Source organism: Streptomyces carminius (assembly GCF_002794255.1).
In the GTDB taxonomy this organism is placed as follows: Bacteria; Actinomycetota; Actinomycetes; order Streptomycetales; family Streptomycetaceae; genus Streptomyces; species Streptomyces carminius.
The window spans coordinates 693,576-712,579 of record NZ_PGGW01000069.1 but is presented as its reverse complement, the minus strand read 5'-3'; the positions used below and the strand labels follow the sequence as shown (position 1 = coordinate 712,579).

Genomic DNA, 19,004 nt, shown 5'->3' with positions numbered 1-19,004 from the left:
CCGGCTGCCCCCTCCCCGCGGAACGACCGCGCGGAAGGTCGTGTCGGCGGCACGCGGACACCCGGCGATCCCCGCCCCCGGCCCTCCGTGCGCTCCCTTCCCCGGGAACGCGGGAGTGGACGATGAACCCCTCCGCCGGTCCCGCCATCCACAGGAGTGGAACGTCTCCGGGGAACCGGCACACGGTTCCCGGAACGACGGCGACCCCGCCGCGTCCCCCTGCCCCTGTCCACTGCCCGGCGCGCAGGTCGCGAACAGCGTCCCGGCTCCCGCCGGTGTCGGAGCCCGAGCACGAAGAGGAACACCCTTGATCCGTTCACGACTTCACCGCGTCCTGCTGTCCGCAGCGGTACTGGCCGGCGCTCTGGGGGCGCTCAACGCCCCGGCGGCACAGGCTCACTACAGCGAGTGCCCCAAGGGGCACTTCTGCGTCTGGCAGAACAACGGCTACGAGGGCCGTTTCTTCTCCAGCCCTCACGATGTCCCCAACATCGGCAGCTACATGAACGACCGCACGACCTCGGTCTGGAACCGGACCGACCACACCGTCTGCATGTACCGGGACCAGAACTACGGTTACCCCATGGGGTGCTACGGCTCCGGCGGCTCGGTCTCCGCCCTGCCGATCCACAACGACGAGCTGACCAGCTTCAAGCGCGCGTAGTCCCGCCCTCCGGGACGGACGCACGAGGCGTCACCGGGTGGCCCGCCCGGCGGGCGGGCCACCCGTACGGCCGACGGCCCGGCGGCGCCCGCGCGCAGCGCCGGACCGCCGTCCAGCCCCGGCGCCGCTGCGAGAGAAGCCGCCACAGAGGCTCGCATGTCGCCGAAAAGAGCCTTGACTCTCGGCATGCGCTTGATCACTGTATGTGCAAGGCTTGGGATGCTCACCCTGGAGGAGCCATGGCTTTGCGGTTTGTCGGGATCGACCCCGAGACAAACGGCGGAAACTGCCCGTCGGTGTGGATCGACGAAGAGACCGGAGATCTCCTCTTTCAAGGGTGGGAAGTCGTTGATGGCCCTACGCTGAGCGAGGTCGCGGCGCGGAGCCCGATCGCGAGGCACGAAAAGATCGTACGGCTGCCCGCACGGATGCGGGCGATCGTCCAGGAGGCGTGCGGTGGTGGAGCGGCCGACCTTCGATGAGTTGTTCGCCGAGTGCTCACAGTCGGCCGTGCACTTGGAGATGCGGGACATGTACACGCCCGACGATCCCACCTACCTCGACTGGAAAGCCGGTGTGACGTACGACCCGGTGGAGCGGTTCCGCGACTGGCACGACTTAATTGTCACCACGGTCGCCCGGGGAGTGGAGGTCCGCCGGGCCCGTGTCGTCTCGGAACCGGTGACCGACTTCGTCCGCCACGAGTACGAGACGACGTCTGTGCTGAACATTCCCTCCGGGGAGCGGGTGCGCTGGCTCAGCCGACGGCTGGCCTCTGACTTGGCACTGCCCGGTAACGACTTCTGGGTCTTCGACAACAGACTGGTGCGTTTCGGCCACTTCTCCGGAGACGGTACCTATCTGGGCCAGGAGTTGGTGGACGACCCGGCCGTGGTGAAGCTGTGCTGCTCCGCCTTCGAAGCGGTGTGGGAGCGGGCGGTCGACCATACGGACTACCGGCCGAAGTAAGAGCCGGACGGATATCCACGGATGGCACATCAGACCAGCAGCAACAACGAGGTATCCGGCGGCGAGGCAGGGAGCGTCGTACAGGCCGGTACCGTGCACGGCGGTATTCACCTGGCGGCTCCGAGACGCCACACCGCACCGCCGCCTCATCAGCTTCCCCTGCGACCGGCCGGTTTCGTGAACCGGCTGGACAGTCTTGGCAGACTGAGCGACCTGCTGTGGATGCAGCGCTCCGGCGAAGGCCAAGCCGATGCAGTGATCTCCACCGTCGCGGGGGCTCCCGGAGTCGGCAAGACAGCACTGGCTCTGCATTGGGCTCATGGTGCACGGGACCACTTCCCCGACGGGGACCTGTACGTGGATATGCAGGGATATGGGCCGGGTACGGCCCTGGCTCCGTTACAGGCCCTGGACACGTTCCTGCGTACTTTGGACATACCGGCCGACAACATCCCCGACACGGTCGAGGAGCGGTCCGCCTTGTTCCGGTCGCTGTTGTCGGGCAAGCGCATTCTGGTCGTCATCGACAATGCGTCGACATCGTCCCAGGTACGCCCTCTGATACCGGCTGCCGGTGAATCCTTCACCGTGGTGACGAGCCGGAGCACACTCACTGGACTGGTTGCTAGAGAAGGAGCGGTCCGCGTGACGTTGGACATCCTGACGCCGGCGGAGTCGGTCGAACTTCTGTCGCGGTTCGTCGGGCCCGCCAAGGTGCGGGACGAAGCGCCGCAGGCGCTGCGGCTGGCCGAGTTGTGCGGTTACCTGCCCATCGCGCTGCGGGTGGTCGGGGAGCGGGCCTCCGGCAGACCTCGTCTGTCGCTGGGGGAACTGGTCGAGGAACTTGAGGAGGAGCAGGTCAGGCTCGATGCCCTGGCGTCCGAGGAGGACGAACTCAGCGACACCCGCGCCGCCTTCTCCTGGTCGTACCGGGCGCTGGATCCGCCCTTGCAGACAGCGTTCCGGCGTCTCGGTCTCCATGCCGGTCCCGATATCGGGGTCGGGGCCGCGGCTGCGCTGATCGGGTGCCGGCCCTCGGCGGCCAAGCGGCTGCTCCGGGCGCTCACGGACGTCAATCTGCTGCAGGAGGTCTTCGCCAACCGCTTCCGGATGCACGACCTGCTGCGTGCCTACGCGCTTGAGCGTGCGGTCGCGGAAGACGACCAGGCAGAACGCACCCGGGCCGTCCGGCGGGCGCTGACCTGGTACCTGCTGGTCACGGACCTGGTCCGGCGCGGCATCCTGCCGCACTCCGTCGCGATCCCCCTGGTTCCGGCCCATGAGGTGGAGGTCGGGGAACCGTTCCGGGACAGCTCCGAAGCGCTGGACTGGTTCGACACCGAACGCATCAACGTCCTGGCCGCACTGCGACAGGCGTCGGACTACGGGCAGTTGGACATCCTGTGGAAGCTGTCCCTGGCCCTCAGCGGTCCGCTGGAGATGCGCTCGCACTGGTCCGACTGGGAGAGCACCATGCGGACGGGCCTGTCGGCCGCGCAGACGCTGGGCGACACCTACGGCGAGGCCGTCTGCCATCTGGTCCTGGGAGATGCCACCTGGCGCGTCGGCCGGTTGGAGGAAGCCTTCGAGCAGTACCGGAACGCCTCCCGCGTCGCCAGCGGCATCCCGGACTCCTGGATCGAGGGATTCGCCCGGCGCGGTATGGGGCTGCTGGAGGAGGAACGGGAACGGTACGAGGCCGCGCTTCCCCACTTCGAGACGGCGCTGCGCGTCTTCCGGTCCGGTGGTCACCGGCGGGGGGAGGGCATGTCCTTGCTGAGCATGGCCAAGTGCGTACGGGTGCTGGGCGATCCCACCGAAGCCGTCGAGCACGGGCACCGGTTCCTTGAGATCTTCCAGGAGCTCGACGATCCGTGGACTCTGGCGTGGGGCAGACTCGCCCACGCCTCCGGCCTCATGGACACCGGCCGTGAGAATGACGCCAGAACCTGCCTGGACCAGGCGCTGGAAGCCTTCAGGGAATTCGGGGACCACCGTAGTGAGGCCATGGCTCTGACCACGTACGGGGAGGTCTGCCAACGCTTCGGGAAACACGGCGAGGCGTGCTCTCACTGGGCTGCGGCAGCCGATCTCTACCAGGCTCTGGGCGACCCACAGCACGAACAGCTCCGCGCCCGCCTGAGAGAAAGTCGGCTGCCGGACCAGTCATGACGGCCCGGCAGCACCGGTCGTTCCCGGTCCCGGGCCGCGGCACCGACCGCGCGTCCTCTCCCGCCTTCAGCACCGCCCGGAGCAGCCACGCCATCGGCGTGATCGAGCGGCCCGAGTACAGACGGCGCCGAGCGCCCGAAGGCCGAAACGTCTTTCAAAGCCGCACCCGGCACTCACTCCGGTCGACCGTCCCGTACGGTCAGCGGCTCGGCGGCGTCCACCCGCAGCGCGGGGCCCTCGTCCATCCCCAGCACCATCGTGAAGCCGCCCAGGGGCGACCGTTCCCCCCGGACGCTGCGGACCGTGTGCCACAGCCCCCACACCCTGACCTGCTGCCCGGCCTGGACGGTCACCGCCGCGACCTCCCGCTCGGCGGGCACCGCCACCAGGTCCGAGGCCTTCAGTTCGGCCCACACCGTCTTGCCGAACCCGCACGCGCGCCTGCGGACGCCCCAGCGGTGGGTCAGCGTCTCCACGAGCAGCAGCCCGCGTCCGCGTGTCTCGTCGTCGTCCGGCCTGCGCACCACGGGCCAGCCGCCGCCCGCGTCGCTCACCTCCAGCCGCAGCAGGCCCTCCGCCCCGGAGTGCTCGATCCGCACGCCCACCTGCCGCCCCTTGGGCACGCTCACCCGCAGGGCGTTCGTCACCAGCTCCGACAGCACCAGCTCGGCCGCGTCGCGGACGTCCTCCCCCATGCGCCACTCGCCGAGCATCGCGTGCAGCAGCGCCCGCGCTCTGGGGACGCTGCTGTTGTGGCGGGGCAGACGGCAGGTGACTTCGTTCGGTACGGCCATGGCAGCTCCCAGATAATTGGTAACCGGCCGGAATCCCGTTCGAGAAAGACGAGTTGGGAAGCGGGACCCGGCGTCCGCTCCCAGCAGAATGAGTGCGCACCATCCGAATCTGCAACTTTTCCAAGAAAGAAGCTCCGATATTCGCTCTTTCGAGTTAAGGATATTTCTGGGGGCCTGCCGCCCTGATTAACGTGTCGGCATGCTTACGAAGAGCGCCGCACCGAACTCGTCCACCGTCCTCGGTCGCCAACTCGGCGATGAGCTGCGCCGACTACGGGAGGCGGCAGGGCTGACGACTGTCCGGGCAGCCGAAGCTCTCGACTGCACCAAGGGCAAGATCAGCCGGATCGAGAACGGCCGGGTGGCTGTCCGGCTCCCCGACCTGACGGCCATGCTTCACACCTACGAGGTGTCGGACGCCGAACTCCGCGAGCGACTGACCGCGCTGGCGCGCAAGGCCAACCGCCGCCGCAGACGGGGCTGGTGGAACGAGTACAGCTCAGTCCTCGAGGACACCTACCGCGACTACATTACCCTGGAGGCCATGGCGGAGTCCGTCCGCACCTTCCAGGCCCAGCTCGTGCCCGGACTGCTCCAGACCCCGGAGTACATCCGAGCCGTGACGGTCGCCTCGAAGCTCTGGGAGAGGGCGGACGAGATCGAGCAGGTCGTACAGGTGCGCCTGGCCCGACAGGAACGGTTGATCGCTGAATCACCCCTGCGTCTCTGGGCCGTTCTATCGGAGGCGGTGCTCCTTCAGCGGGTCGGTGGACCGCAGGTGATGAGAGCGCAGCTACAGCATCTTCTGGACGCCTCCGAGCGCCCCAACGTGACCGTTCAGGTGCTGCCGTTCTCCCATGGGGCCCATGCAAGTATGTTCGGTCCGTACGTAGTGCTGGGCTTTCCCGAGGAAGGGGCGCTCGACGTGGTGTTGGCGGACAACCCGGCCGGCTCCATGTGGTTTGAGCGGGAGGCGGAAGTTGCCCGTTACCGAAGCCTGTTCGACGCCGCACGTACATCAGCGCTCTCTCCGGTGGAATCCCGTTCCGTCATCCACCGCATCGCCAAGGAGCACAGAACATGAGGGCAGCACACCGCAGCACGCCGGACCTGCCGGACGCGATATGGCGCACCAGCAGCTACAGCGGCGGCAACAACGAGTGCGTCGAGGTGGCGACCAACCTCCCCGGCGCCGTCCCCGTACGCGACAGCAAGCGCCCCGCCGGCCCGGTGCTCGGCTTCGGGGCGGAGGCGTGGGGCGCGTTCCTCGACCACCTGCGCTGAGCGGCCGGGCCGTACGCGTACGGCCCACCTCGCGTGTGTGCCCCGGTGACCGGGCGACCGGTCACCGGGGCACACACGCGGAACCCGGTGGGCGGCGCGGCCCGGAGGGCTCAGCCGGTCAGCGCCGTGGGGGCGGGCGCCGGTGCGTCGACCGGATCGAACTGGGCGTCGAGCGTGATCGTCATGAAGAGGTCGCCCTCGTACATCGGTATCCCGCTGACCCGGCCCATCTGCGGGTCGACCCACACCACGTCGTCCTTGTGGTTGACGCCGCAGACGGCGTGGACGCGGTCCGTCTCCGTCCGTCTGAAGACCACGATGCTCGCCGCACCGTGCCCCGCGCTCTTCAGCCGGGCCGCCACCACCTGCCACACGCGCTGGACCTGGTCTTCCGGCCCCGCCTCCGTGGTCCGCCACTCGGTGTCCAGCCACTCCTTCGTCCGGTCGGTGCCGCCCAGCTCGATTCCCTTCGGGTTGGCCGGGTTGGCGCCCACCGCGTCATGGACCCCGGCCGCCACGGTGGGGTTGCCGGACCAGGAGGCCAGGAAGCTGCGTACCGCGTCGATGCAGTTGCGGCGGTACGCCTCCCCCTCCTCGTCCCGGCGGGGGTTGATCGCCTTCACCCAGTCCGCGGCACCGCCGGAACTGGCCATCGGGCCCTTGGGATCGAGCTTGTTGAGCCGCTGGGTGAGCGGTCCTATGAGGGAGGAGGCGAACGAGGTCGGGTCGGGGAACTGCTTGAAGTTGCCTTTCTTGTCCTTGGGGAAGACCTTTTCCAGGTTCTCCTGGTCCTCCTTCGCCGGCGGCTTGAGCTGGCCGGGCCCGAACTGCCGCTGGTCGTTCGCCAGGGTGCGGCGGGGCTGGTCGTCGTCCTCGACCCGTTGCACGGACGGGCCGGGCCCGTGGCCGGCGCGGTGGGCGTGCCGCTGGACTTCCAGCGTCCGGACCACGGCCGCGTTGCCGGCGGCGCGCTGGAGCCGCAGCACGTCGGCCGGGCTAGCGAGATGACCCGAGTGGCCGGGGGCCGCCGGGGCCGCCCGGTCCGGGCCGGGCGCGGCGGTCCGCTCGGGCCGGTGCGCGGGCGTACGGGTACCGGGGTGGTCGTGTTCCGACAGTTCACTCGCGTGCACGGCGGCGCTCCCCTCCCCTCGGACCTCCTCGAAAGAGGTCTACCGGAGGACGGGCGGGAGCGGGAGACCCGAAAGGGCACCGTCCCGGGCGGCACCGTCGCGTCCGGTGCCCGTCGGAGGCAGTGGGCACCGGATGGACGGGCCGCCCCGGCGGGGCGTGGGCCCGGCCCGTCCGCCGAGGCGCCTCAGCCCACCGCCCGCTTCACGAGCTCGGCGATCCGCGCCTCCGCCTCGGGCGTCACCTCGGTCAGGGCGAAGGCACTCGGCCACATCGTGCCCTCGTCCAGCCTCGCCAGATCGCTGAACCCGAGCGTCGCGTAGCGCGTCCTGAACTTCTCCGCCGCCTGGAAGAAGCAGACGACCTTGCCGTCCAGCGCGTAGGCGGGCATCCCGTACCAGAGCTTCGGGGCGAGGGACGGGGCGGCGGCGGTGACGGCGGCATGGACGCGCTCGGCCATGGCCCGGTCCGATTCCGGCATCCCGGCGATCTTCTCGAGCACGTCCCGCTCCGCCTGCGCCGCCTTCTCCGCGCGCGAGGTACGGCGCCCGGCCTTCTTCACCTCCTGGGCGCGCTCCTTCATCGCGGCCCGCTCCTCGGCCGTGAATCCCTCGTGCGCGCTGCTCTCGGTGCTGCCCATGCCAGGCTCCTTCGGAGGGCTCGGTGTGCGGGGTCCTGGGAGGAGACGCTAGTGCGACCCACTGACACCGGGCCCCCGGCCGTCCGGGCCCCCGTCACCGTCCCGGTGTTCCTTCCCGCCGTCTTTCCGGTGCCGTCCGTTCCGGTTACCCTCCGGGCCGTGATCCCGGGTCAGAGTGCCCTGTCCGTACGGGCACCCGGTCCGGGACCGGCCGGCAGCACCTTCTCCGCCTCTCCACCGCGCGGGAGAACCCCGCACCCCCCACGAGCAGAAAGCAGTGCCGCACGATGGCTGAAGCCCCCCACTCCACTCTTCCGGCGGCAGCCCGCCGGAGCCGGTTCGACTGGCCCGCGCTGCGGGCGGATCTGCGGGCGGCGGTGCCCGACGCCACCGCCGCGCTGGTGATCACGGCGGGCCTCTTCGCCTGGCTGTACGCGCGGGTGGAGTCCGGTACCTCCATGACGCTCCAGGTGATGCCCTATCTGGCCGACGCCGACCAGTACTGGATGTACTGGCTGTGCCAGGCGTTCGGCTGGTCAGGCCTGCTGTGGGCGTGGATCACCGTCGTCCTCGGCCTGGCCCGCTCCAGCGCCCGCCCGGGGTGGCTGAGGGTGTCCGCGGTGCGGATCGAGCGGTGGCACCGCACCACCAGTCTGACCACCATCGGCCTGATGACCGCGCACGCGGCGATGTTCTTCGCGGAGCTGGTACGCGCGAACGAGGACGGAAAGGGCTGGGCGGGGCGGCTGTCCACCGCCTTCGCCGAGGTCTTTGTGCCCGGCGTCTACTCCTCGGGCACGGGACGCACAGCCATCCTGCTCGGGCTGCTCGCCCTCTACCTGGCCGTTCCGCTCGGCCTTGCGTACTACCTGCGCCGGGCCACCGGCGCCCGGCTGTGGCGGGCGCTGCACCGGTTCGTGGTCGTGGTCTACGTGCTGAGCGTGTGGCACACGCTGCTGTACGGCACGAACGTCTGGTACGACGGCGCCTTCCGCACCACGGTGTGGCTCCTCCAAGTGCCTGTCGCCGCCCTGCTGCTGGCGCGGCTGCTGGCCCCCGCACGCCCCGGTGAGCGCCTGCGGGTGCGCGATGCCGCGCGGCGGTCCGGCGCGCTGTCCACGGTGTCCCGGCTGGCGGGCCGGGTCGCCGTCGCGGCCGGCGTCGTCGTCCTGCTCGCGGTCGCCGCCACCGGCCGGGACGGCGGCCGTACCCCCGGCGTCACCGGTGCCGGGCTGAACGTCGAGCGGTGGCAGGTGTGGACCGGGCTGGCCGTGCTGCTCGCCGTCATCGCGGTCGTCGTGTACCGGCTGCGTCCCGCCCGGCGCGGTCCGGCCCCCGAGCGGTCCTGATCGCGCCGCGTCCCGGCCCCGGCAGGTGCTGCCGGGGCCGGGAGGCGAGCGGCGGGGCCGGGCGGGCTCAGGCCCACAGGTCCGCGTCCTCCACGGGTTCGGGCTCGCGGACGTACCACAGGTCGAGCACGTACCGCTCCTGGACCGGGCACTCCCGCCAGGCCCTTCGGAGGCGTTCGAACCCCCATCCCTCCGCGTCGCGGCGGCGGTCGCATTCCACGAGGTGGTCGGCGGTGGCCTGGCGCCCGGCCCACCATGCGCGGCCCTCGTACACCCCGGGCCGGGGCAGGGACATGTCGCCGACCGGCCCGCCCGTGAACGCCCTGACCACCAGGGTGCCGGTCTCCGACTCCAGCGACACCGGAGCGTCGCCCTCCGCCTCCCACGACGGTTCCCGTGGACCGTCCCAGACCCGGACAGTCACCTCCACCTCGATCTCGGACTGCAGACTGTGGAGATAGAGGTGGTAGCCGTTGCCGGCCACCACCCGGGTCCGCGACTCCCCGAGCGCTTCGTCATCACCGAGGTAGGCGTCCTCGTCGTACACCTCCACGATCCGGCGGTCGGGACGAGTCCTGGTGCCGTACTCGGTGATCAGCGCCATGGGAGGGGTTTCCTCGGAAGTCGGGGAACGGCCTTGCCTGCAACGGGTCGTTGCCGAGCATGCGGCACGGTGCTGGCCGTGTCCACATCCGGATCCGTGGCGACCGTGGCCCGGGCACGCCGGTGGCCGCCTTCCCCGCCCCTTCCGATGTGGGCGAGGTGGACGGCGTGGCCCGTCCGGCGGGAGCCGTCGTAGGTGAAGCCGAGCACCCGCACGTCGGGCCGCAGGCACCCGGTGGTCGCCGGGCCGCGGAGGTCGCGCGGCGCTACTCGGCGCCGACGGGCCACAGCCGCAGAAGCCACTCCTCCACGCCCCGGTAGTACAGTTCCCGGCCCACCCGGGTGGCGGCCGCCGCCCGGCCCCGGCAGTACGCGCGGAGGCGGTAGGTGCCCGGGGCGCCGAGGTCGAGTTCGGGGCTCGCCATGCCCCCGTCCCAGGAACGCACCCCGACGCGGCCGTGCGGGGAGGTGAAAGCGGCCGTCTCCACCGCATCCCAGTCCCCGGCGTCCTCCCCCGGCGGCGCACCCGCCCAGAGCTCGACGCGCACCTCGGGGTAGAAGTCGTTACCGCCGCAGGTGAGCGTCACACCATGAGGCCCGGGGTGGACGATGCGGCCGGGGCGCAGCCCCCCGTCGGCACCGGCCTCGTTCACGTCGCACAGGGCGAACTGCCTGTATTCGACACGCGGGCTCGCCGTCACGGCGGCGAGGGGACCGTCTTCGGAGGGCATGGGCTTGGTTTCTCCTGCCGGTTCAGCGGGGCGGGCCGGGCGAGGTCAGGCCCACAGGTCCGCGTCCTCCACGGGCTCGGGCTCACGGACGTACCACAGGTCGAGCACATACCGCTCCTGGACCGGGCACTCCCGCCAGGACCGCCCGATGCGATCGGCGTCCCAGTTCTCGTCGACGCCCCGCCTGATGCACTCGTCGTAGTAGTCGGCGGTGGCCTGCCGCCCGGTCCACCAGGCGCAGCCCTCGTACACCCCGGGCCGGGGCAGGGACATCTCGCCGGCCGGTCCGAAGGTGAACTGGCCGACCACCAGGGTGCCGGTCTCCGACTCCAGCGACACCGGAGCGTCGCCCTCCGCCTCGGGCGGCGGCTCCCGCGGACCGTCCCAGATGCGGATGGCCACCTCGACCTCGATGTCGGGCTGCAGGCTGAGCAGGTACAGGTGATAGCCGTTGCCGGCCACCACCTGGGTCTCTGCCGCGTCCAGTGCGTCGCCGTCACCGAGGTGGGCGTCCTCGTCGTACACCTCCACGACCCGGCGGTCCGGGCGGGCCTTGACGCTGTATTCGGTGATGAGCGGCATCAGGGTACATCTTCCTCCGGACCCGGTTCCCGCGGAACGGCCCGGTGGGCGGCCGGGCGGGCTCAGGCCGGGGCCAGAAGCTCGCCGCCGTCGTTCTCCAGCGCCTTGCGGAGGTCGGCGGGACGCAGGTCGGCGGGCTCGTCCCCCAGCAGGGCGGCGACGGAGCGGTGGAAGTCCTCGGGGCCGGAGCAGGAGGGCGGCAGGGCCAGGAACCAGCGCCAGCCGCGGGGGCGGGGCGGGAGGTCCGCCTCGGTCAGGTACTCGTCGACGGCGGCGTCGATCTCCTCCTGGTCGACGACGGTGCGGGGGGACTCGCTGTGCTCGGTCTCCCCCTCCCCGGTGGTGACGGCGGTGACCACGGGGGGTTTGTCCGCCAGTCCGGCGGGACTGCGCACCACCCGGCGCGGGCCCGCGACCCAGGCCAGCAGGGCGCCCCGGCCGGTCTCCGGGAGCTCGATGTACCGCTGCCCCCGCGGGCTCTCGTACACGCCGCCCCCGGCCGGGGGCGGTTCGCCGACCTGTGGGAACTCCGACCACGTCTGAGCAGTCATCGCCGATTCGCCTCCCCTGTCCGGGTATGTGCCTCTCCATACCGGGTGTCCTCTCGCGCGGAGTTCCATGCGGGAGGGAGGACACCCGGTACGGACCCACTCGGCGAAGACGGAGACGGAGCCGGCCGGTCGGCCGGTCGGCCGGTCCGGGTGCGGACGAATCAGGGGTTCCAGAAGACATGGGTGAACGCCCGGTCGAAGCGCCGCGCGGCCAGGTCCTCGCGCTGGATCACCCAGTGGGCGGTGGCGCCCTCCCGGCCCCGCACGTCCATACCGGCGTGCCAGTCGGCCAGGAGCACCCAGTCCGAGACGTCGTCCGAAACCGGCCCGCCCCACTCGCCCTCCTTCACCGCTTCCAGGACATGGAACAGGGCGGCGTCGACCGGATCGATTTCGGTGATCTCCTCCGAGGCGTATCCCCCGATCTGCAGCGGCCCGTCGGGGGCTATGTCGTCACGGGTGCTCTCCCAGACCTCCACGAGTTCCTCGGCGCGGGGATGCCCGGGAAGCGGTTCGGCCCACGGCTCCCGCGGGAGGTCGACCAGGCAGTGGCAGGGCAGCGACACATCGGCCCTCGCCCGCAGCGGCCCCTGCGGGAACCCGCTGAACATCCTCTCGCAGCCGTCGGTGCCCGAGGAGTTCCAGGCGTGCCTGTCCCTTTCCGCCACGGCCGTGCCGGCGGGGACGTACACCACGCTGCCCATGGTCTCGCAGTGGCCGGCGGTCTCGGGGAAGGCGAAGAGCAGCAGGTGGCCTTCGGGGGGCAGGGGCAGGTCCGTCGCGCCGGCGGGCAGGGCCGCGAGGTCGATGGAGGCCACGAACGGGTGGGCGGGGTCCGGGACGTCGGCCGGCAGCAGGAGCGGGCCGCCGAACCGGCCCACGACCGGGCCGTCCCCGTCCCGCGTCAGCATCGCGCAGGGACGGGCGGTGTCCAGCCATCGCTCCACGTCGTCGGCGGGGATGCCCCGCGCGATCGCCTCGGTACGGAACGGGCGCAGCCGGTCTCGCAGTTCAGGGGTCATGGGCAGACCTTAGAAGGAGGGTCCGACACGGCGGGGCCGGGGTGTGGACGGGCCGGCGTCGGCCCGTCCACACCCCGGCCCCGCTCACCGGTGGCCCCGCTCACCGGTGGCCCCGCTCACCGATGGCCCCGTTGCCCCCGTACGGCCCGGGCCTACGCCCGGGTCCGCCAGGGGCGGCACAGCACGGCGAAGGCCGTGATGGCGACGAGCACGCACACCACCTGGACCACCGCCATCGGCACGGCCGTGTCCTCGCCCGCGATGCCCACCAGCGGCGGAGCCAGCGCGCCGAGGAGGAACATCGAGGTGCCCAGCAGCGCGGAGGCGGAGCCCGCGGCGTGCGGGGTGCGCATCAGGCCCTGGGAGTTGGCGTTGGGCATCACCAGTCCCATCGCGGACATCAGCAGGAACAGCGCCGCGGAGACCGGGAGCAGGCCCACCTTCCCGAAGAGGCCGGAGGTCATCAGCAGCAGGGCGGTGGCACAGAGCAGGATCAGGCCCAGGCCGAAGGCGATGACCCGGTCCAGGGAGACCCGGCCGACCAGGATCTTGCCGTTGACCTGGCCGGCGGCCACCAGGCCGATGGAGTTGGCCATGAACAGCAGGCTGAAGGTCTGCGGCGAGGCGCCGTAGATCTCCTGGATGACGAACGGCGAGGCGGAGACGTAGGCGAACAGCGCCGCGAAGGCGAAGCTGCCGACCAGCAGGTAGCCGGTGAAGACCCGGTCGGCGAACAGGCCGCGCATGGTGTGCAGGGCGTTGCGGACGCCGCCGCTGTGGCGCTTGTCCGGCGGCAGGGTCTCCGGCAGGCTGCGGGCGGTGACCAGGGTCAGGACCAGGCCGAAGCCCGCCAGGACGAAGAAGACACCGCGCCAGTCGGTGAACCGCAGCATCTGGCCGCCGAGGACCGGGGCCAGGATGGGGGCGGCGCCGGAGATCAGCATCAGGGTGGAGAAGAAGCGGGCCATGGCCAGCCCGTCGAACAGGTCCCGGACCACCGCCCGGGAGATCACCACGGCCGCGGCCCCGGCCAGGCCCTGGACCAGCCGGAAGGCCGTCAGGCTGTGGACGCCGGGGGCGAGCGCGCAGGCGACGCTGGCCAGGACGTAGCCGCCCATGCCGATCAGCAGCGGGCGGCGGCGGCCGAACCGGTCGCTCATCGGGCCGACGACGAGCTGGCCGACGGCCAGGCCCAGCAAGCAGGCGGTGAGGGTGAGCTGCACCTGGGCGGCCGGGCTGCCGTAGGCGGTGCCGATGTCGGGCAGCGCCGGGAGGTACATGTCCAGCGACAGCGGGGGGAGGGCGGTGAGGCTGCCGAGGATGAGGGTGATCAGCAGTCCGGCGCGGGCGCGGCCGGCCGGGGCGGCGGCCTTTCCGGCGGGGCCGGCCGGGGACGCCGGGAGCGCCGGAGGTCTGCCGCCGCCGTCCGCCGGGGTGCCGGCGCGGTGCGCCTTCGGCTCCTGCCGGAGTGTCTGCCGGACGGTCTCGGGGTCGGCGGCCGGGGACGGGCAGGGGTTGGACATGCACCTCTCCAAAGTAGTGGGACCGTCCAAGCATCACAGGTGTCCCGCCCCCGGCGCACTCTTTTTTGTTCAATAACCGACCAAAATGCTTTCGATGTGATCAACCAGACATCGGAGCCGGTCAGGCGGGCAGCAGACCCGGTCGCCCCGCCTCCGAGACGAAGGACGCCGCGGTCCGGATCGGCGCGCCCGGGGTGGTCACCGCGGACACGGTGCGGTAGTCCGCCCGCAGCCGCTCCCGGTCCAGACCGAGCACGACGTAGCCGCGCTGCCCGTTGTAGTAGCGCAGATGCGGGTTGGCGGTCGTCAGCGCCTGCCAGTTGGCGGGCTTCTCCGCGCCGTCCCGGCCGCTGGAGACGGAGGTGGTGACGATCTCCACCCCGGCGGTACGGGAGTCCGGGTCGTCGAAGTCCCGCTTGATGTCGAAGCCGTAGTGGACGTGGACGTCACCGGTGAGGAACACCAGGTTGTCGACACCGGCCGACTCCGCGCCCGCCAGCACCCGCTCCCGGGCACCGGGGTAGCCGTCCCAGGCGTCCATCGACAGCGGCCACGGCCCCTCGACGCGGTTGCGGCGGCGGGAGAAGACGACCTGCTGCGGCACCACGTTCCACACCGCGCGCGAGCGCCGCCAGCCGTCGGTCAGCCAGCGCTCCTGGGTCGCGCCCAGCATGGTGCGCGAGGGCTCCTCGGACTCGGGCGTCGGCACCTTCCAGCCGTCGCCGTTCGCCTGGTTGTCGCGGTACTGCCGGGTGTCGAGCACGTCGAGCTGCGCCAGCCGCCCGTAGTGCAGCCGCCGGTACAGCCGCAGGTCGGGGCCGTGCGGGCGCTGGGGGCGGCGCAGCGGCATGTTCTCGTAGTACGCGCGGTAGGCGGCGGCGCGGCGCACCAGGAACTCCTCCGGCGGGACCCCGTTCTCGGGGACGCCGTTGGCGTAGTTGTTCTCCGTCTCGTGGTCGTCCCAGGTGACGATCCACGGGTGGGCGGCGTGCGCGGCGGCCAGGTCGGCGTCGGTCTTGTACAGGGCGTACCGCAGCCGGTAGTCCTCCAGCGTCACCGTCTCGCGGTTGAAGACGTCCGGCAGAGTGCGGTCGGTGTACTTCCGGTCGCCGCCGGCGGCGTTCACGGCGTACTCGTAGAGGTAGTCGCCCAGGTGGAGGACGGCGTCGATCTCCTCCTCACGGGCCAGATGCCCCAGGGCCGTGTAGTAGCCCTGGTGGTACGCCTGGCAGGACAGCAGCCCGAAACGCAGCGCGCGGGGCAGGGCGCCGGGCGCGGGGGCGGTGCGGGTGCGGCCGGCCGGGCTGGTCCAGCGGCCGACGCGGAAGCGGTAGTGGTAGTCGCGGCCCGGGGCCAGGCCGGCGGCCTCCACGTGCACGGCGTGGTGGAACTCCGGGTGCGCCAGGACGGTGCCGCGGGCGACGGTGTGCCGGAAGCGCTCGTCGCGGGCGAGTTCCCAGCGGACGGGGACCGGGCGGGCGGGCAGCCCGCTGTCGGGGGCGTACGGCTCGGGGGCCAGCCGGGTCCACAGCACCACCGAGTCGTGGCGCGGGTCGCCGGAGGCGACGCCCAGGGTGAAGGGGTCGGCGGTGACACGGTCCGGGTCGAGGGCGGTGGCGGCGTGGGCGGCGGACGGCAGGTTCGTGCCCAGGGCCAGGGCGGCGGCGGCCCCGGAGACGGTGAGGAAGCGGCGGCGGTCCAGGCGGGTCAGATGGCGGGCGGCTGCTCTCAGTTCGGCGTCGGCGCCGGACGGGTGCGTCATGCGGTCGATTGCAGCGGCCCGGGGCGGCGTCCCGGCGGCGCCACGTCGTCGCGTACCCGACACTCCGATGGCGGGCCGCCGACCACGCGCGGAGCGGCCGCCGTACGCCCCCTGAACAGGGGACATCCGGCCGGTTGCGGAATAGGTGCCCGGCCGCGCGGAGTTGGCCGGGCATGACGACGAACGACGTACCCGGACCCGCGGCGGGACGTACGGCCGGGGCCCCGGACGTACTGCGCTACACCGCCTTCTCCACCGACCCGGACGGCGGCAACCCGGCCGGAGTCGTCCTGGACGCCGACGGGCTGGACGAGACTGGGATGCTGGCCGTCGCCGCCGGGGTGGGCTACTCCGAGACCGCCTTCCTGCTGCCGCCGCCCCCGGACCTGGCCGCCCCGCCCGGCCGGGGCTTCGGCGTCCGCTACTTCAGCCCGCTGGCCGAGGTCCCCTTCTGCGGGCACGCCACGGTGGCGGCCGCGGTGGCGCTCGCCGAGCGGACCGCGCCGGGCGACCTCCTGTTCGCCACCCCGGCCGGAACCGTCCCCGTCACCGTCGCGGCGGGGGCCGACGGGACGCTGCGCGCCACGCTCACCAGCGTCGAACCGTACGTGGCGGAGACTGCCCCGGCGGACCTGGCCGAGGCCCTGGCCGCCCTGGACTGGCGGGCAGACGAGCTGGACCCGGCACTGCCCGCGCGCATCGCCTACGCGGGCGCCCGGCACCTGGTCCTCGCCGCCGCGACCCGGCAGCGGCTGGCGGCGCTGGAGTACGACTTCGAGCGGCTCAAGGCCCTGATGCTGCGGCTGGACCTGACCACCGTCCAACTGGTGTGGCGGGAGCCGGTACCGGGTCCGCGGGCGGGCGGGCAGACGGGCAGGCAGCCGGGCACGGTCTTCCACGTCCGCGACCCGTTCCCGGTCGGCGGGGTGGTGGAGGACCCGGCCACGGGGGCCGCCGCGGCGGCGTTCGGAGGGTATCTTCGCGCCCTGGGCCTGGTCACGGTCACCGCGCCGGTGACCCTCACCCTGCACCAGGGGCACGACATGGGACGCCCCGGGCTGCTGGAGGTCGAGCTGCGCCCGGACGACGTACGGGTGCGGGTCTCGGGGACGGCGGCCCGCATCGGGTGAGCCGCCCCGGACGGGACGGGGGCGGACAGGTGACAGGCAGGAAGGCGGACGCGAGATGAGCGACACCAGCGGACCGGACGCGGCGGACACGGCGGACACGGCCGGTACGACGGGCACGCCGGGCCTCACCGGCGAGAACTTCGGCGCGTACCAGAGCAAGCTCTACCTCAATGGACTGGGCGGCCAACTCCCGCCGTTCACCACCGACTTCACCGCCCTGGAGGACTCCGTCCGCGAGCGGCTGGAGCCGGGCCCCTTCCGGTACGTGGCCGGTTCGGCCGGCTCCGGCGCCACGGCCCGCGCCAACCGGGCCGCGTTCGACGCCTGGCGGCTGGTGCCGCGCATGCTGCGCGACGCCACCGTGCGCGATCTGCGCACCACCGTGCTGGGCACCGACATGCCCGCCCCCGTCCTGCTCGCGCCCATCGGGGTGCAGTCGATCATCCACCCGGACGGCGAACTCGCCACCGCGCGGGCCGCGGCGGCACTGGGCGTGCCGACGGTGCTGTCCACCGCCTCCTCCCACACCATCGAGGACGTGGCGGCGGCGAGCGGCGACGGCCCGCGCTGGTACCAGCTCTACTGGCCCAACGACGACGAGGTGTGCGTCAGCATCCTGAACCGGGCGAAGGCGGCGGGCTTCACCACCCTGGTCGTCACCCTGGACACCTGGACGCTGGCCTGGCGCCCGCACGACCTGGACCTGTCCTACCTGCCGTTCGTCCGGGGCGTGGGCACCGCCATCCCCTTCTCCGACCCGGCCTTCCTCGCCGGTCTGGAGAAGTCACCGGAGGAGGACCTGATCTCCGCCGTACTGCGCTGGGTGCCGATGTTCACGGGCACGGACCGGTCCTGGGACCGGCTGCCGTTCCTGCGCGACCACTGGGACGGGCCGATCGTGCTCAAGGGCATCCAGCACCCGGACGACGCCCGGCGGGCGGCGGCGGCCGGCATGGACGGCATCGTGGTCTCCAACCACGGCGGCCGGCAGGTGGACGGGGCGGTGGCCTCGCTGGAGATGCTGCCCGAGATCGCGGCGGCCGTCGGCGACCGGACCGAGGTGCTGTTCGACTCGGGGGTGCGGACGGGCTCGGATGTCCTCAAGGCGCTGGCGCTGGGCGCGAAGGCCGTGCTGCTCGGCCGCCCCTACGCGTACGGTCTGGCCCACGGCGGCGAGGACGGCGTACGGCACGTGCTGAGCGGCCTGCTCGCCGACCTGGACCTGACGCTGGGGCTGTCGGGGCACCGCTCCCCGGCGGAGCTGTCGCCGGAGTCGCTGCGGCGGGCGTGAGGCCCGGGACGGGCCCGGGTCAGCGGTCGAGGGCCGCGGGCAGTTCCGCCAGGGAGCGCAGCACCCGGATCCCGTCACCGGGCGCGGCCGGGCCGGTGCCGGCGCGGTCCAGCCAGTACGCGCGCAGCCCCGCGTCCCGGGCGCCCACCGCGTCGACCGCGTGGTTGTCCCCCACGTACGCCACCTCGTGCGGCGCCAGGCCCAGGGCCGCGCAGCCCGCCAGGAAGATGCCCGGCGCGGGCTTGGCCTCGCCGTGCTCCTCCGAGCACACGATCACGTCCCCGAAGCGCTCGAAGTACGCCAGCAGACCGGTGCCCGCCAGTTTGCGGCACTGGGCGGCGCGGGCGGAGTTGGAGACGACGCCGAGGCGGTGGCGGGGCGCGAGCCGCGCCAGGACGGGCGCGGCGTCGGCGAAGGCCGCCCAGGCGGCGTCCCGGTGGGAGACGTAGGCCGCGAACCAGGCGGCGGCCGCCTCGTCCGGCAGGGCGGCGGCCGCCGGATCCCCGGCGCGGGAGAGAAAGGCGCGGACCCGCGCGTGGCGGTGTGCGGCGAAGGTGATCTCGCCGGAGGTGTAGCGGGCGTACTCCGCCCTGGTGATCTCCCGCCAGAGCGCCAGGGCGGCGGCGGGCTCCGGGAAGCGCTCCAGCAGCCCCTCCGCCGTGAGATGGGCAAGGAACCCGGCCTCGTCGGAGCCGGAGTAGTCGAAGAGGGTGTCGTCCACGTCGAAGAGCACACCCCGCACCGGCATACGTCCCCCTCTCCCCGCGGCGGCCCCGCGCCGCCCCCGTACGGCACGATCCCCGCCGGAC

19 protein-coding genes are annotated in these 19,004 nt (G+C 72.3%); 8 read left to right on the top strand and 11 right to left on the bottom strand.

Annotated elements, in window-relative coordinates:
• Positions 1 to 307 precede the first annotated feature (307 nt).
• The 3 genes from CUT44_RS33315 to CUT44_RS30195 all read left to right on the top strand — a co-directional run bounded on the left by CUT44_RS33315 (position 308) and on the right by CUT44_RS30195 (position 3,805).
• Positions 308 to 664, top strand: coding sequence for a peptidase inhibitor family I36 protein (locus CUT44_RS33315; RefSeq protein ID WP_158239693.1), 357 nt, complete (start codon positions 308 to 310; stop codon positions 662 to 664).
• A gap of 456 nt (positions 665 to 1,120) precedes the next feature.
• A complete protein-coding gene (locus CUT44_RS30200; protein WP_100205101.1) occupies positions 1,121 to 1,633 on the top strand; it encodes a DUF6879 family protein in 513 nt (170 codons plus the stop codon).
• A 21-nt stretch (positions 1,634 to 1,654) separates the two neighbouring features.
• Entirely contained in the window at positions 1,655 to 3,805 is a 2,151-nt protein-coding gene (locus CUT44_RS30195; RefSeq protein WP_100205100.1) for an ATP-binding protein, read from the top strand.
• A gap of 173 nt (positions 3,806 to 3,978) precedes the next feature.
• Here the strand turns inward: CUT44_RS30195 and CUT44_RS30190 are convergent, their stop codons facing one another.
• Positions 3,979 to 4,599 carry an ATP-binding protein gene (locus CUT44_RS30190; RefSeq protein WP_100205099.1) on the bottom strand — a complete coding sequence of 207 codons (621 nt, stop codon included), beginning with the start codon at positions 4,597 to 4,599 and terminating at the stop codon, positions 3,979 to 3,981.
• Positions 4,600 to 4,798: 199 nt separating this feature from the next.
• On the opposite strand from CUT44_RS30190, the gene CUT44_RS30185 reads away from it, so the two are divergent.
• Together CUT44_RS30185 and CUT44_RS30180 are read left to right on the top strand one after the other, a co-directional pair.
• A complete protein-coding gene (locus CUT44_RS30185; RefSeq protein ID WP_100205098.1) occupies positions 4,799 to 5,683 on the top strand; it encodes a helix-turn-helix domain-containing protein in 885 nt (294 codons plus the stop codon).
• On the top strand, positions 5,680 to 5,883 hold the full coding sequence (locus tag CUT44_RS30180; RefSeq protein ID WP_100205097.1) for a DUF397 domain-containing protein: 204 nt from the start codon (positions 5,680 to 5,682) through the stop codon (positions 5,881 to 5,883). Before CUT44_RS30185 ends, CUT44_RS30180 begins: the two co-directional genes overlap by 4 nt.
• Before the next feature lie 110 nt (positions 5,884 to 5,993).
• On the opposite strand, the gene CUT44_RS30175 is transcribed toward CUT44_RS30180, so the two are convergent.
• Together CUT44_RS30175 and CUT44_RS30170 are read right to left on the bottom strand one after the other, a co-directional pair.
• Positions 5,994 to 7,013, bottom strand: a complete 1,020-nt coding sequence (locus CUT44_RS30175; protein WP_100205096.1) for a toxin glutamine deamidase domain-containing protein — start codon at positions 7,011 to 7,013, stop codon at positions 5,994 to 5,996.
• Between the two features lie 185 nt (positions 7,014 to 7,198).
• Positions 7,199 to 7,651, bottom strand: a complete 453-nt coding sequence (locus CUT44_RS30170) for an iron chaperone (protein ID WP_100205095.1) — start codon at positions 7,649 to 7,651, stop codon at positions 7,199 to 7,201.
• Positions 7,652 to 7,938: 287 nt separating this feature from the next.
• On the opposite strand from CUT44_RS30170, the gene CUT44_RS30165 reads away from it, so the two are divergent.
• Positions 7,939 to 9,000 (top strand): ferric reductase-like transmembrane domain-containing protein, encoded by a 1,062-nt coding sequence (locus CUT44_RS30165; protein ID WP_100205094.1) that lies wholly within the window; start codon positions 7,939 to 7,941, stop codon positions 8,998 to 9,000.
• A 67-nt stretch (positions 9,001 to 9,067) separates the two neighbouring features.
• Here the strand turns inward: CUT44_RS30165 and CUT44_RS30160 are convergent, their stop codons facing one another.
• The 7 genes from CUT44_RS30160 to CUT44_RS30130 all read right to left on the bottom strand — a co-directional run bounded on the left by CUT44_RS30160 (position 9,068) and on the right by CUT44_RS30130 (position 15,774).
• Complete coding sequence (locus CUT44_RS30160) at positions 9,068 to 9,604, bottom strand: hypothetical protein (protein ID WP_100205093.1); 537 nt, start codon at positions 9,602 to 9,604, stop codon at positions 9,068 to 9,070.
• Between the two features lie 265 nt (positions 9,605 to 9,869).
• Entirely contained in the window at positions 9,870 to 10,334 is a 465-nt protein-coding gene (locus CUT44_RS30155; RefSeq protein WP_100205092.1) for a hypothetical protein, read from the bottom strand.
• Positions 10,335 to 10,379: 45 nt separating this feature from the next.
• Positions 10,380 to 10,916, bottom strand: coding sequence for a hypothetical protein (locus CUT44_RS30150; RefSeq protein ID WP_100205091.1), 537 nt, complete (start codon positions 10,914 to 10,916; stop codon positions 10,380 to 10,382).
• A gap of 62 nt (positions 10,917 to 10,978) precedes the next feature.
• On the bottom strand, positions 10,979 to 11,467 hold the full coding sequence (locus CUT44_RS30145; protein WP_100205090.1) for a DUF5956 family protein: 489 nt from the start codon (positions 11,465 to 11,467) through the stop codon (positions 10,979 to 10,981).
• Positions 11,468 to 11,628: 161 nt separating this feature from the next.
• On the bottom strand, positions 11,629 to 12,489 hold the full coding sequence (locus CUT44_RS30140; RefSeq protein WP_100205089.1) for a DUF1963 domain-containing protein: 861 nt from the start codon (positions 12,487 to 12,489) through the stop codon (positions 11,629 to 11,631).
• A gap of 152 nt (positions 12,490 to 12,641) precedes the next feature.
• Complete coding sequence (locus CUT44_RS30135) at positions 12,642 to 14,012, bottom strand: multidrug effflux MFS transporter (RefSeq protein ID WP_100205088.1); 1,371 nt, start codon at positions 14,010 to 14,012, stop codon at positions 12,642 to 12,644.
• A 121-nt stretch (positions 14,013 to 14,133) separates the two neighbouring features.
• A complete protein-coding gene (locus CUT44_RS30130) occupies positions 14,134 to 15,774 on the bottom strand; it encodes an alkaline phosphatase D family protein (protein ID WP_100205087.1) in 1,641 nt (546 codons plus the stop codon).
• Between the two features lie 173 nt (positions 15,775 to 15,947).
• Here CUT44_RS30130 and CUT44_RS30125 point away from each other — a divergent pair, with 173 nt between their 5' ends.
• Both CUT44_RS30125 and CUT44_RS30120 read left to right on the top strand, forming a co-directional pair.
• Positions 15,948 to 16,904: a PhzF family phenazine biosynthesis protein gene (locus CUT44_RS30125; RefSeq protein ID WP_100205086.1), complete on the top strand. Its 957-nt coding sequence runs from the start codon at positions 15,948 to 15,950 to the stop codon at positions 16,902 to 16,904.
• Between the two features lie 55 nt (positions 16,905 to 16,959).
• Positions 16,960 to 18,195, top strand: a complete 1,236-nt coding sequence (locus CUT44_RS30120) for a lactate 2-monooxygenase (protein WP_100205085.1) — start codon at positions 16,960 to 16,962, stop codon at positions 18,193 to 18,195.
• 19 nt (positions 18,196 to 18,214) lie between these two features.
• Here CUT44_RS30120 and CUT44_RS30115 read toward each other — a convergent pair whose 3' ends face one another.
• Complete coding sequence (locus tag CUT44_RS30115; protein WP_100205084.1) at positions 18,215 to 18,943, bottom strand: HAD family hydrolase; 729 nt, start codon at positions 18,941 to 18,943, stop codon at positions 18,215 to 18,217.
• Between the last annotated feature and the right edge of the window lie 61 nt (positions 18,944 to 19,004).